General features: G+C 68.5%; 12 protein-coding genes and 1 pseudogene. 9 read left to right on the top strand and 4 right to left on the bottom strand.

Translation table 11 applies throughout. The features are described from left to right. The first annotated feature begins 34 nt into the window (after positions 1 to 34). From AC07F3_RS09080 to AC07F3_RS09050, 7 genes and pseudogenes are all read left to right on the top strand, one after another. Positions 35 to 2221, top strand: coding sequence for a cache domain-containing protein (locus AC07F3_RS09080; RefSeq protein ID WP_479111981.1), 2187 nt, complete (start codon positions 35 to 37; stop codon positions 2219 to 2221). A 4-nt stretch (positions 2222 to 2225) separates the two neighbouring features. Further along, complete coding sequence (gene pgsB, locus AC07F3_RS09075) at positions 2226 to 3704, top strand: poly-gamma-glutamate synthase PgsB (RefSeq protein ID WP_479111979.1); 1479 nt, start codon at positions 2226 to 2228, stop codon at positions 3702 to 3704. Next, complete coding sequence (locus tag AC07F3_RS09070) at positions 3701 to 4183, top strand: poly-gamma-glutamate biosynthesis protein PgsC/CapC (protein WP_114037365.1); 483 nt, start codon at positions 3701 to 3703, stop codon at positions 4181 to 4183. The genes pgsB and AC07F3_RS09070 overlap by 4 nt, the downstream gene beginning before the upstream one ends. A 24-nt stretch (positions 4184 to 4207) precedes the next feature. After that, positions 4208 to 5284, top strand: a complete 1077-nt coding sequence (locus AC07F3_RS09065; protein WP_479111977.1) for a C40 family peptidase — start codon at positions 4208 to 4210, stop codon at positions 5282 to 5284. A 78-nt stretch (positions 5285 to 5362) separates the two neighbouring features. Then, positions 5363 to 5613: pseudogene (locus tag AC07F3_RS09060) on the top strand (hypothetical protein); the annotation flags it as partial. Positions 5614 to 5935: 322 nt separating this feature from the next. Next, on the top strand, positions 5936 to 6736 hold the full coding sequence (locus AC07F3_RS09055; protein ID WP_479111975.1) for an AAC(3) family N-acetyltransferase: 801 nt from the start codon (positions 5936 to 5938) through the stop codon (positions 6734 to 6736). 244 nt (positions 6737 to 6980) lie between these two features. Then, the gene (locus tag AC07F3_RS09050) at positions 6981 to 7790 is read left to right on the top strand and encodes a leucine-rich repeat domain-containing protein (protein ID WP_479111973.1); all 810 of its coding nucleotides are present in this window, start codon (positions 6981 to 6983) and stop codon (positions 7788 to 7790) included. Positions 7791 to 8333: 543 nt separating this feature from the next. Here AC07F3_RS09050 and AC07F3_RS09045 read toward each other — a convergent pair. From AC07F3_RS09045 to AC07F3_RS09035, 3 genes are all read right to left on the bottom strand, one after another. Further along, on the bottom strand, positions 8334 to 8930 hold the full coding sequence (locus AC07F3_RS09045; RefSeq protein ID WP_479111971.1) for a hypothetical protein: 597 nt from the start codon (positions 8928 to 8930) through the stop codon (positions 8334 to 8336). Between the two features lie 228 nt (positions 8931 to 9158). Beyond that, entirely contained in the window at positions 9159 to 9416 is a 258-nt protein-coding gene (locus AC07F3_RS09040; protein WP_479111970.1) for a hypothetical protein, read from the bottom strand. Between the two features lie 378 nt (positions 9417 to 9794). Continuing rightward, a complete protein-coding gene (locus tag AC07F3_RS09035; protein ID WP_479111968.1) occupies positions 9795 to 10259 on the bottom strand; it encodes a hypothetical protein in 465 nt (154 codons plus the stop codon). 276 nt (positions 10260 to 10535) lie between these two features. Here AC07F3_RS09035 and AC07F3_RS09030 point away from each other — a divergent pair, with 276 nt between their 5' ends. After that, the gene (locus AC07F3_RS09030) at positions 10536 to 11075 is read left to right on the top strand and encodes an anthrone oxygenase family protein (RefSeq protein WP_479111966.1); all 540 of its coding nucleotides are present in this window, start codon (positions 10536 to 10538) and stop codon (positions 11073 to 11075) included. 824 nt (positions 11076 to 11899) lie between these two features. Further along, entirely contained in the window at positions 11900 to 12373 is a 474-nt protein-coding gene (locus AC07F3_RS09025) for a hypothetical protein (RefSeq protein WP_479111964.1), read from the top strand. 125 nt (positions 12374 to 12498) lie between these two features. Here AC07F3_RS09025 and AC07F3_RS09020 read toward each other — a convergent pair. After that, positions 12499 to 12862: transposase (locus tag AC07F3_RS09020; RefSeq protein WP_479111963.1), on the bottom strand; the 364-nt coding region annotated here is incomplete at its 5' end.

Below are 12862 nucleotides of genomic sequence, written 5' to 3'. Positions count from 1 at the left end.
GAGGCGGCGGCACAAGGTCCGCCGCAGGTCGGACATGTCGCTGATAGGTGGCATACGTCCGCCCATCGCCGTGCTGGCGACGCTGCTCCTGTCCCTCGCGGGCATCACGGCGCTCGCCCTCGGCAAACCCGAGAACGCCCTCGTACCGGAGGCCGTCCGCAAGTCCCAGCAGTACGTCGCCGAGGACGGGGCCATCGCACTGCGCGCCTCCCTCGACGAATCGATCACTGATCTGACCCGCACCGCCACCCTCTTCAACCAGCAGCAACCCGCGCCCGCCGACGACGTCCTGGACAAGGTCGGCGACGTGTACCAGAAGTGGCGCGGCACCGCCGTCATGGAGATCGCCTCGGGCAAGCTCCTCGGTGCGCGCGGCGAGAACGTACCGCTCACCGCCATCGACCGGAGCCGCCTGGCCGACGAGGGCGGTCTCGCTCCGCGCCTGGTCCGACTGGAGAACGGTCAGACCCGTCTGGTCACACTGGCCCTGCTGTCCTGGGAAGGCCGGCCCCAGCAACTCCTGATCGCCTCCAGCAGCCTCAACTTCCCCGGCGTGAACCTCGGCGAGGGCCGGGCCATCGGCGTCGTGGACAGCGACGGGCGCGTCCTGAGCAGCCACGGCGCGCTCGGCGGCAAGGGTGCCAAGGAGCAACTGCGCACCTTCGCGGGCATCGCCGCCAAGAAGGGCAAACAGAACGCGATCTCCGCCAAGGCCCCCGGCGCGGGCGGCTACACGGGCGTCAGCGGCCACCTGGCCGGGGACACCGTCGAGGACAAGCAGACCATCGGCGGCTACGCCACGCTCGCCACAGGCGACCCCGGCCAGGCCACCCCGGCCGGCACTCTCGGCCTCACCGTCGTCACCCAGGTCGGTGTCGGCGAGCACGCGTCCCGCCTCGCCCGCCCCGCCGTCGGCCTCGTGGCGGCGGGCGCACTCCTCGTGATCGGCGCCCTCGCGATCATGCTGCTCCTGTCCACGGTGCAGCGCCCCTTGATCAGACTCTTCCTGGAGAGCCGCCGCCTCACCCGCGGCGACCTCGAGCGCCCCGTGACCGTGCCGAGGTCCGGCGAGGCCGCCCGGATCGGTGGCGCCCTGGAGCGGCTGCGCTGCCAGCTGCGCGGAGCACCCGTCGCCGCGCAGGATCCACCACGTCGCGGACGCCGCAGAAGGCCCGGCACCCGGGCGCTCCTCGTCGTGTGCGCCCTGCTGCTGCTCGGCTGGGCCGCGCCGCTGATGCTCCTGCTCAACCGGGCCGAGGACGACGTCCGCGTGCCGACCCAGACCGTCCACGACCAGAAGGCCCGCACCGCGACGCTCAGCGACCGGGTGCGCCGCGCCCTCAACGAGGGCCACGCCGACCTCGCCGCCGTCGCGTCCCTCATCGGCGACCGAACCTCCGCCCAGGACATGAACGCCGTCCTGGACCGCACGCTCAAGGAGCACCAGCGTTACGAGTCGGTGTACGTCCTCGGCGCCGACGGCACGATCCTCGCCCAGTCCGGTCACACCCCCCACCACACCGCAGGAGAAGCCCCTTCGGACAACGCCTTCGAGGTGAGCGGCCACGGAGGCAAGAAGCCCGTCATCACCGCCACTGTCGCGGCGCCGGACCGCCAAGGTGCCGCAGTCGTCGGGGAGTTCCGCATCGAGTTCCTCAACGCACTGCTCGGTCGCCAGGGACTCGGCGAGGTCCGCGTCGTCGACACCGAGGGCCGCGTCATCGGAGGCGACTCGGGATACCGCGCCTTCCAGAAACTGCCCGCCTCACTCCAGCCCCTGCTCGACCGGAAGGCCGACCACGGCGAGGTGCGGCGCGACGGCGGGAACGTACGCGTCGTCGCCGCGGCGCCGTTCTCCGGCGGCGGGGTCGCGGACACCCTGAAGTGGACGGTGGTCAGCTCCCAGCCGGCCTCCTGGCTCGCCATCCCCGAATACAGCCTGCAGAACCGCACGGTCCTCGCCGGCATGCTCGGCCTCACGGCGGCCGCGGCCTGCCTCGGCTGGCTGCACATCGTGGTCGCCCGCCCGCTGCGCGAACTCGCCGACCAGGCCGAGAACCTGGCCGACGGCGACCGCAAGACCGTGCTGTACCCGCGCCACCACGACGAGGTCGGCGCCGTGGCCCGCAGCCTGGAACTGATCCGACAGCGCCTCCTGGACCAGCAACGCCAACGCGACGGCGCCACCCGCACGCCCGCCGCGACCGGAAGGAACCAGTAACACCGTGCTTTTCCTCTACACCGTGCTCGTGGTGTGCGGGGCCGTCCTGCTGATCTCCGGAGTGATCGAACAGCGACGGCACTACGTCAACCTCGACCGCATCCCGACCCGCGTGCTCGTCAACGGCATCCGTGGCAAGAGCTCCATCACCCGCCTGTGCGCGGGCGCGCTGCGCGGCGGTGGCCTCGTCACCGTCGCCAAGACCACCGGAACCGCCGCCCGGTTCATCCACTCGGACGCCACCGAGGAGCCCGTCTACCGCAAGTTCGGCATCGCCAACGTCGTCGAGCAGATCGGCATCGTGCGGCGCGCCAGCGCCTACCATCCGGACGCCCTCGTCATCGAGTGCATGGCCGTCATGCCCGCGCTCCAGGAGATCAACCAGTCCAAGCTGATCCGCTCGACGATCGGCGTCCTCTGCAACGTCCGCGAGGACCACCTCGCCGAGATGGGCCCCACCCTCGACGACGTGGCACGCTCGCTGTGTCGCTCGATGCCCGAGAACGGCATCTGTGTCACCGCCGAGAAGGACCGTTTCGCCATCCTCCAGGAAGAGGCCGAAGCACGGAACTGCCGCCTCGTCTACGCCGACCCCGAGATGGTCACCGACGAGGAACTGCGCGGCTTCAGCTGGTTCACCTTCAAGGAGAACGTGGCCATCGCGCTCGTCGTCGCCGGACTCCTCGGCGTCGACCGCGAGACCGCGCTGCGGGGCATGTACGACGCCCCGCCGGACCCCGGAGTCCTCTCCGTGGAGCGGTACGTGACCCACGAGGACAAGAAGCTCCGCTTCGCCAACGTCTTCGCGGCCAACGACCCCGAGTCGACGCTGATGAACATCAACCAGCTGCTCGACCTCGGCGCCATCCACCGCCCCCTGAACGTGGTCATCAACTGCCGACCCGACCGCGTCGAACGCAACGGCCAGATGGGCGAGATCATCCCCGACCTCGACCCCGACCAGGTCTTCGTCATCGGCCACCCCGCCAAATCAGCCATCGACGCGATCCCGGCCGCCTACCGCGACCGCGCCGTCGACCTCGGCGGAGACCGGCGCGACCCCGAGGAGTTCATGCGGGAGCTCCTCGGCCGACTCGGGCCCGACTCCTCGCTCGTCGCCATCGGCAACATCCACGGCCAGGGCGAACTGCTCCTCGAACACCTCGCGCACCTCCCGCCGGACGACTCGGCCGAGCCCGCCGCTCCTGCCACACCCGGGCACATGACCCCGGAAGCCGAGACGACAGCGCAGTACACACCCCATCTCGACCCCTACCAGCCCTACCCGCAGGCGTACGAGGACCGCTATGCGCCCCACCCCGCGCAGCGCGCGGGGGAGCAGCACCCCGACCCGTACCCCCAGCAGGACCCGGCGCACCCCGCGCACCTGGAACAGGCCCGCACCCGCGGCCTGTTCGAGCCGCGCGTACCTCCCGCCGACGATTCCCCGCAGTGGCACAACCCAGGAGAGCAACACCGTTGATCCCCTCCGTCCTGACCCCCGAGATCGCCGCCATCGGCATCGCGATCGGGCTGCTCTTCTCCCTGGTCTGCTACCTGACGACCAACCTCTCGCCCGGCGGCATGATCACCCCGGGCTGGCTCGCGCTGACCCTCGTCGAGGACCTGCAGCGCGCCGCGATGGTCGCGGGCGTCACCGTCCTCACCTACGCGGGCACGCTGCTGATGCAGAAGTTCGTGATCCTCTACGGCAAGCGGCTCTTCGCCGCCGTCGTGCTGCTCGGCGTCACCCTCCAGGCCACCGTCATGATCGTGCTCTCTCTGGAGTTCCCGCTCATGTACGCCAACCAGACCCTCGGCTTCATCGTGCCCGGATTGATCGCCTACCAGCTGGTCCGCCAGCCCAAGGGGCCCACCCTCCTGGCCACGGGATCGGTGACGCTCATGGCCTATGTCGTCCTCACCGCCGGAATCCTCCTCGGCGTCATGCCGTCCGCCTGACCCGGGATCGGAGCCGAAACAGCCATGCCCCCCAAGAAGAAGCGCGCCGCCGTGCACGCCCTGACCGTGCTGGCCCTGCTGGCGTCCAGCACGTACCTCACCGTGGAACTGCGCAGTGAGGAGCGGGACTCGGTGCCCGGTGTCCAGACCGTCAAGGACCGCCCCGTCGGGGAGGGCGACGCCGGCAAGGACAGCGGCAAGGAGCGCTGGGAGCGGCTGAACAACCCCGCGCGCACCGTACTGCGCGGCGACCAGGGCCAGATCCTCGCCACGTTCACCGACAAGGCGCGCACGGCGACCCTCAGGGGCCCCTCGCGCACCTTCGCCGAACCGGCGAACACAACAGTCCGCGTCGTCACGGAGGACTGGGTACGCCTGATGCCCCAGGCCTGGCGCCAAGGAGCCGAGAAGGAGGCGTGGTTCAAGACCTGGTTCAAGCAGGCCTCGAGCACCAAGGAGGACGACCTCTTCGCGACCGCCTTCCAGTACGCCACCGGGGCGCCGGTCAAGAAGGACGCCAAGGGCCTCGCGTACGCGGGCGACGCCAAATTCGGTCCGGTCAACCCGGACCTCACCAAGAGCCGCGGCACACCGCTGCTCGAACAGTCCGACTTCTTCCACTACTTGGGCATCCCCTACACCTTCCGCGACGGCACCACCAAGCAGCCGGAAGCCGCACGCGTCGGCGCCATCGACTGCTCGGGGTTCGTGCGCATGGTGTTCGGCTACCGGGCCCGCTACCCGCTGGCGTCCGACGACAACAAGGGCGACGGCCTGCCCCGCACGGCCAACGGCATGGCCCGCTCACGCCTGGGCGCCGACATCATCCCGTTGTCGGGCCCGGCGCCCTGGTACGAACGGCCCAAGAACATCGACGTGCTCCAGCCCGGCGACCTCCTCTTCTTCAAGATGGACCACCACACCGGCGACCGCCTCGACCACGTGGCCCTCTACCTGGGGCCGGACACCGAGGGCCACAAAACGTTCATCTCCAGCCGCAAGGAAGTCAACGGCCCGACGATCGGCGACAAGGGCGGAGTCTCCCGCATCGACGGAAGCGGGTTCTACGCACAGCTGCTCCGCAACGCGAAGCGGCTGTGACCCAGGACTGCCCCGCTCTCCGGCCCGACGCGGACGAACGCCGCACCACGCTCATCCGGCACAGCTTGTCCGGTCCAGGATGACGCCGACGCGGTCGTCTACTACCCCGACAAGGACAGCGACAGCGACGAGAAGCTGCGGCTGCTCGCCGCAGTGTCAGATACTGGGGCGGCCGTACGGCCCACACCAGACCGGCAGACGCCCAAGCACGAAGGCACCGTGACGAGCAGGCGCCGTCCCGGCGTCGCAACCAGATCGCCCGCACCATGAAGCACGCACCCCTGGTGCCCCCCGTGGCCCACCCGCCAGCACGAGTGGTGCTGCCGTAGCGGACGGCCGACGGAGCCAGTCAAGGAGGGCCGCTGCAACGTGCCAGGAGTCCCGAGAACGCCCAGCGCCGTGCCGGTGGCAATCTGGTTCTCCTCACCGTTCCGTCGGCCTGATCGGAACGGAGAGCCACACGCGGGCCGTGGAGGAAGGCAGCCCCCAGCGCCGTGTTCCCCGCTGGGTCGGGCTCGTTGCCCTTCAGGAGGGGCAGAGGTTCGAGGCCACAACGCCAGCTGGTTCCGGCCTCCTGGCGGCGTCGACCGACGACTCCCCGAAGCCGGGACGCCCAGACCGAACGGCCTGGGCCCGAAGGGATGTGTTGACTTGAACGCCCACCACGATGAAGCCCGACTCACCGCGCAACTGACGGACCTCGGCGTACAGGAGGGCGGCGTCCTGCTGGTGCACGCGTCCGTACGCGCCATCGGTGCGACGACCGAGGGCCCCGCGACCGTGGTACGGGCCCTGCGCGGCGCGCTCGGGCCGGCCGGCACCCTGACCGTGCCCACCTTCACCCCCGAGAACTCCGACACCTCGCCCCAGTATCTGGAACGAGTGCGCGGCCTCAACGAGCATGCGGTGGCAGAACTCAGGGCGACCATGGCCCCGTTCGACCCTGCGGTCACCCCTTCCACGACGGGGCTGCTCGCCGAGACCGTGCGACAGACGCCAGGCGCGATCCGCAGCGAACACCCTCAGACCTCCTTCGCGGCACTCGGAGAAGAAGCGGCGAAGATCATTGAGCACCATCACCCGGACTGCCACCTGGGCGAGAACTCCCCCCTGGCCCGCCTGTACGACCTGCACGCGCAAGTGTTGCTCCTGGGAGTCGGGTTCGACGTCTGCACGACTTTCCACCTCGCGGAGTACCGGGGGCCGCGCCCGGTCCGGCGCCCCTACAACTGCGTGGTCACGCTTGATGGACTACGGCAATGGTGGACGTACGAGGATGTCGCCCTGGACGACCGTGACTTCGCCACGCTGGGTACGGAATTCGAGCGCACATCGCCGGCCGGTGCTGTGCGCACCGGCCGCGTGGGCTCCGCCGTCGCCCGCCTCTTCAGCCTCCGCGAAGCCGCAGATTTCGCCCAGTACTGGCTCCCCGAAAATCGGCCCTCCAGCTGACACGTCCTCGGTTCGCAACCTGCACTCCCTCGCTCCGGTGGATGCAGGCCGCTGCCGAACGCAGCCCGCTTTCCGCCTGTTGATTGAGCGCATGCGGACCCCAGCAGGTGAAGGGAGATTGCCGACATCGTTCCACTGCCGCGCCGCGGGCACCGCGCCACTGCGAGTGCGATCAGCAAGGCTGGCTCCGCACGAGGCGCGCTGGGCTCGTGAAAGTTCACGCGAGCACTCGTATCTTTGCCCCATGACGAGTGGAAGAGAGCCGCAACTCTGGGGGAACCGCTGGGCTGACATGTTGGGTCCGGCCCCCCAACGGCCTGGGATTCGCCAGGAGGCCTGCGCGTGTTTCGACCCGTCCAGGCCGCGTCCACGAGCCCGCGTCGGCTTCCACTCCGAGAGCCAGGACACCTCCGCTCCTGGCTGGCGGCGTCTGCTGAAGCTGATTGACGAAGCGGCAGCCGACGGACGGGAGGAGTTCAGCCCTCTCGCTGAACTCAGCCCGGAGGAGTGTCGGCAGGTCGTCACCCTGCCGACGAGCATCGCCAGGCTGACCGCGGTCAAGCATCTGGTGCTCTATGGCAGCAACCTGGTTCGGATCCCGCCTGCGATCGGGGCCATGACCAATTTGGAGGCGTTCACGCCCTATACCTCCTACCGGCTCCACTGGTTTCCTTACGAACTCACCCGATGCGAGAAGCTGACCCGCAGCACAGTGAGTACACGGGCGCTCTTCGGCAACTACAAGTTGCGACCACCATTTCCTCAGCTGCAGCCCTCTCTCGACTCCGTCGCGGACCTCGCCCTGGAAAGGCTCGATCCCCGGCGCTGGGGAGCCACGGCCATCAACCAGTGCAGCGTCTGCGACCGCCCGTTCGAACAGGCCGGGCTTCAACAGGTATGGATTTCGCTGCGCGTTGCCACGGACGTGCTGCCCCTGCTGGTGAACGCCTGCTCGGCTGCCTGCGTCGCCGCACTGCCCAGCGGTGCGTGTGACTACGTCCCCACTCCGCACAAAGGCGGCCGAATCGACCAACCGTCGCCCGACTGGGACTGATCGGCTGACGTGCCAGCGCAACGGCACGCCCCGGGTTTCGCTGAGCAGCCGCACACCAGACGACACCGGGTGCCACCGACGTCAACTCAGCCCGAACCGTGGACGATGCTGCCGTCGCCCATCAGGGCCTCGGTAACAACGCGTGGGGGACGCTCCCTTTCGCGGCCGACCCCAGCCAGGCGGCGGAGTTCTTTCACGCTGCAGGCTGGGTGGTGCGGCGGTCAAGCTGGTCCGAGTTCGAGGTAGAGCAGGCCTTCGCCGCGCTTGAGGTCCTGCCGACAACACCGTTCACGCTCAGTGGTTTTGTCGTCCCGGACCGCGCCGGTGTCCTGCTCCAAGCACCCGCGACGATGGGACTGCCCCTAAAGCATCGAATTCCGAGACCTCGAAGGGCGAGAGCACGCCCACCGCGCAGGGTGACAAGTAGCTCGGCCTGCGGAGTGCCTCTTACGCCCCCGTACATGCCACGGGTCACGCAGAGTCCTACGGCCGTGCCCACGGTTTGGCTCTCTTCAGGTACCGCAGAGTCCTCACAGAGGAGGATCAGCCGGTACTGGTGAACGTCCACGGCCCGCCTGGACGCTGGGGCGGGATCCCCACGTGCAGCAGGTGGTCGTCGTCCATGATCAGGACACCGGCCGCGTGCAACTCGTGGATCTGACAGGCGACACCTTCATGAGTGGCGCCATCATCTGCCCCCAGCCCCTCCAGCCCAGGGAACTCGGCCTCGATGCGGGCCATTTGCCCGGGATCGCAGATCGACTTGGCCATCTCGGCCACGGGGACGACGGAGGCAGAGCCCGGCACCCCCGGCGCCGCCATCCGAAGGTATCCCTCACTGAGCTGCTCGTCGAGGTAGAGAGCGGCGAGCGGTACCCGGCGGCCGTAGCAGGGGCCCAGTTTCACCAGTACATCGAGCATCTCCTTCGCGCTGCCGCTCAGGCGCTCGTCGTGCATCGCCGGGTGCTCACCTCCGTCCCCGGGCGCTTCGGGGGCCTGGAGCCATTTCCGATAGGGCTCCAAGAGTGGTTGGACCTTGAAGAGACGGCACGCCGTCTGACTTTCGATGGCGTGCCGCTGTGCGCGACCTCGTTCGGTCTTCTTCGTGCGGGCGGACTTGTTCCGGGGCTTGCGTGCCATGCCGGGCATCGTGCCTCGACTGACATGCCCGACGTGGAGGTTCTGGTGGTAACTCCCCGTGATATAGGGCACGTTCGCAACACCCGACACGCGAGCTGTGTCGAGTGTGCTATTGATCGAGCGAGGCTATCGGTGGCTGGCGCGGGTGGAACCGTAGAGCTGTTGGGAGAGGTGACGAGGCTCAATCACCCCACGTGAACGAGCCGCGGTCACCCTGCACCGCGTGCTTTACAGGTCCATCACGACGGTCGTGGAGAGGGCGTCAGGGCCCGCGACGATGGCCCGTGCCTCCTCATCGCTGAATTTCTGCGTGTTGCCGTCGTGCGTCCCACCGCTTTGCAGCGCGCGGAGGAGCCGCCCCTGCTCGGCCAGGGTCTCGCGAAGTACCCGGATCAGATCGCTGTCGGTACGTCGCTGGTCCTGGAGGCTGCGGACATCGATCTCCAGGAGTTCCATTCGGCGCTTCACGTCGTCTATCTCGCTCATGTCGGGAGCGTATCCCGTGTCTGCTATGGGGAGTTGGGAAACCAGTCACGGTCGCCAGGCTGCACCCCGCCCGGCGGCAGCGCGCGCACTCGATACCGGGGTCTGGTCATCACCTGGTCGTGGGCCGAGAAGCAGGACACCCTCCAGCTCGGCGTCAACCGGGTCACACGCACCACGTCCGGCTGACTGCTTGCGGCGCCAGTTCGGAACGTCAACCGCGAGGGCTGATGCCGCTGGACGTCGGGGGCCTCGCTCAGAAGGCCGGGGAAGGGCTCCCCTCGCAACAACTGTAGGGCTCGCAGGGACACACCCTGGGGCCTCGTCGGAACTTCGGCTTCCGTTTGAGGAAGCGCTACCGCATTGCATCGGGCGGGGCCGTCAAACGGTGAGGATCTCTGTCTCGTGCAGGTAGGACTCGACAGCACCCAGGTGCTGGTCCAGGGTGAGGACGAGGTCGTCGTCGAGAGCGAGCAGCCGGATGCTCCCAGCGGGGAACTGGAGGCTGAGGCCGGCCGTGAATTCGACGCGGGCCGCCCGGTACCTGATGGCTCGGACGGCGCGAATCGTCTCGCCGATGAACCGGGTCACCGGGATGTGCGGCGAGTCGTCGTCGACTGTGACGCTGCCGTACTCGTCCATGGAGTACGGCTCGTGGGGCCGGTCGATTCTCAGCGAGAGGCCAGTGCTGGGCGTGTGGACGTGGACCGGGCCGAGCCCCTCCAGATCGAGCCACAGCTGCAGCAGCGACGGCTCGTCCTCGGCGTGGTGGTGCCAGGACGTGGTCACCCGCAACAGCCGTCTGCCGATCAAGTCGGCGGCCGACACCTCTTCATCATCGTTCACCGGCCGATGCTCGCATCTTCTTGTTGGCCGTGCATTCAGTCCGCGCGGCCGGGTACGTAGGCGGGGTCGCGCTGCCCGGGTTTGGTCCCGCCAGAAGATCTGGCTGATGGCCGCATAGCTGAGAGGGGATCCGGCGCGAGAGCGGAACGGCCATGGTTTGCCGTTGCGCTGCCCCTTCCCAGAGCCCCGTTGCCAGCCGGCCGTTGTGGACGCACGCGCATGGGGATGCGCTCCTCGGCCATGGGACCGATGTGCTGACGAAGCTTGACTTGGAGCATGAACACACACAACAAGCACAGCGCCAGCGGTAGTTGGGTGCTCGGGGCGGCTACGGTGACCACCGGGCTCGCTGCCGGGTCGTTCTTCGTCTTCTCGTGTGCGGTGATGCCGGCGCTGGCTCGCAGCGGAGACCGTACCTACGTCGAGGTGATGCGGAACATCAACGACGTGATCCAGAACCCGGTCTTCTTCGCGAGCTTCGTCGGCGCCCTGGCGCTGACCGCCGTCGCGGCCTGGCAGCAGCGCCGGGTGCCCGAGGTGCGGACCTGGGTGTATGCCGCGCTCGGGGCGTACACGCTAGCCTTCCTGATCACCAGCGGGGCGAACGTGCCACTCAACAACAACCTTGCCCACACCGCCGATCCGGCGACCGCACGCGCGGCGTTCGAGGGCCCGTGGGTGGTGTGGAATGCGGTGCGTACCGCACTGAGCACCGTGTCGCTGGCCTTCCTGGTGCGCGCCTGCTTCGTACGGCGGGGCTCGGCGCGGCCGTCGCAGCGCTTGGCATCGGCGTCGGGGGCCAGCGCGATCCGGTAGTCGCACTTGGCCATCCTTTCCATGACCCGGGGGCGCGCGCCCGACCACGACTGGCGCCCCTGGCTCGCGCACCTGGCCTGGGGCATGCACGACCACTTCCTGGCACTGCCCGGCTACGCATCCCCGATCCTGCGTCCACACCGTCACACCGCCCAGAACTTCGAGCGGTTCCGCAGCAGTGTCCTGACCGCCTTCACCGACGCCGGAGTCTCGTCCCACCTGGCCGAGCAGAGCTGGTACATCTTCATCACCTCTGTCGTCAGCTGGCTTGCCGCCCACGAGCACCCGCTCGACCTCGGCGACAGCGCCCCCCCGCTTCGAACTGTTCCTCGACACGCTTCTTCGCGGCCTGCCCCCGCAAGAGCCGGGCGTTGCACGGAGTTGAGCCCCGGCACTTCAAGGCGACCGCGGTGCGAGGCCGAGCGACAGACCGGGCCGGGGAGGAACCCGTCCATCGGGTCCGGCGGTACGGCAGCAGTTGAGGCGGTTGCGGCGGACAGGTGGGAGCCGGTCGACAGCGACGCGGGCGAGGGCCGTGAGGCTGCGTGCGGCATCTCCCCTACGAGGATCGCGTGGTGCGGCAGCCTGCGGCACATCGGAGTCCGTCAGTTCGGCGGCACGGGCGATCAGATTGGCGACAGAGACGCGCCTTCGGTAGGGCTGGCATCTACGAACAGGGGGGAATCAGGCGAGTTGCGACACCCTCCAGGAGTGGGGCAGTTGCAAGGGCGTGCGGGGAGCCCCGGGTGGGAGTTCGCACGCGCGCCGCCCTGTCGTTGGAGCTCGTAAACTCGTGGCCTTGGTCGGTGAATGAGGAGCATGACGTGATCGAGCTTGGCCACCGTGTCAAGGGAATCCGCGATGGCGTGGACAGTCCCTCGCTGCGCCGGAGGCTGGCCGTGGCGGACCTGTACGAGCTGACATTCGAGTTGTTCTGGGGGGAACTCGTCTTCCGAGCGGGAGACGCCGACTTCAGTCGTCCGGGACCCGTTCTCGATGTCGCCTACTGCCTCCACTGCGTCGGCCTGGACTTGGAGCACCAGTCCAAGCGGAGTTATTCGGCAGCGGAAGGTGCCGGTGAGTTCTTGTTCACTCGGAACGGTGACTGTCTCCTCATCCGCGAAGAAAAGGGGCCCACCGGCTCCGTCTCGTTCAAGGAGTTCCGGACCGCGACGGAGGCCTTCCTCCGTGCCGTCGTCGTGGACTTGTGCACGCTCTACCCGGAGCTCAACGAAAATCGAGAGATCCTGAAACTCAAGCACCGGTTGAAGCTTGCCGCACATCGCCGAGCCGTCTAGGCCTGAGGAATCACGGTCACAGCAGGTCACAGCAGATCACAGCGTCCGGGGTCGTGAAGGCCAGAGGAGCGCCCGGTTCCCCGCGTGCTGAAGGGCGGCGCGAGGAGGGTCGCCCGTAAGAGGTCCTAACAAAGGCGTTGGACGTGTCGGTGGGTGATGAGGCAGGTGGCGAGGCCGAGGAATGCTTCGTGGATGTCAGCGCGTCGTTCCCAGCGGATGCGTAAGCGGCGGAAGCCGTGGAACCAGGCGATGGTGCGTTCCACCACCCAGCGGTAGACGCCGAGGCCGGATCCGTGGGGGACGCCACGGCGGGCGATCAAGGGTCTCACGCCCAGCTTTCGTACCTTCTCGCGGTAGATGTCGTGGTCGTAGCCGCGGTCGGCGAACAGCAGGGCGGGCCGTTTGCGCGGCCGGCCGACCAGGCCGGCGACCGCGGGCACCTTGTTCAGGAGGGGGATCAGCTCGGTGACGTCGTTGCGGTTGCCTCCG

It is taken from the genome of Streptomyces sp. NPDC045846, assembly GCF_056431605.1.
Note: the sequence above shows the minus strand (reverse complement) of the source record. Positions and strands in the feature narration are given on the sequence as shown.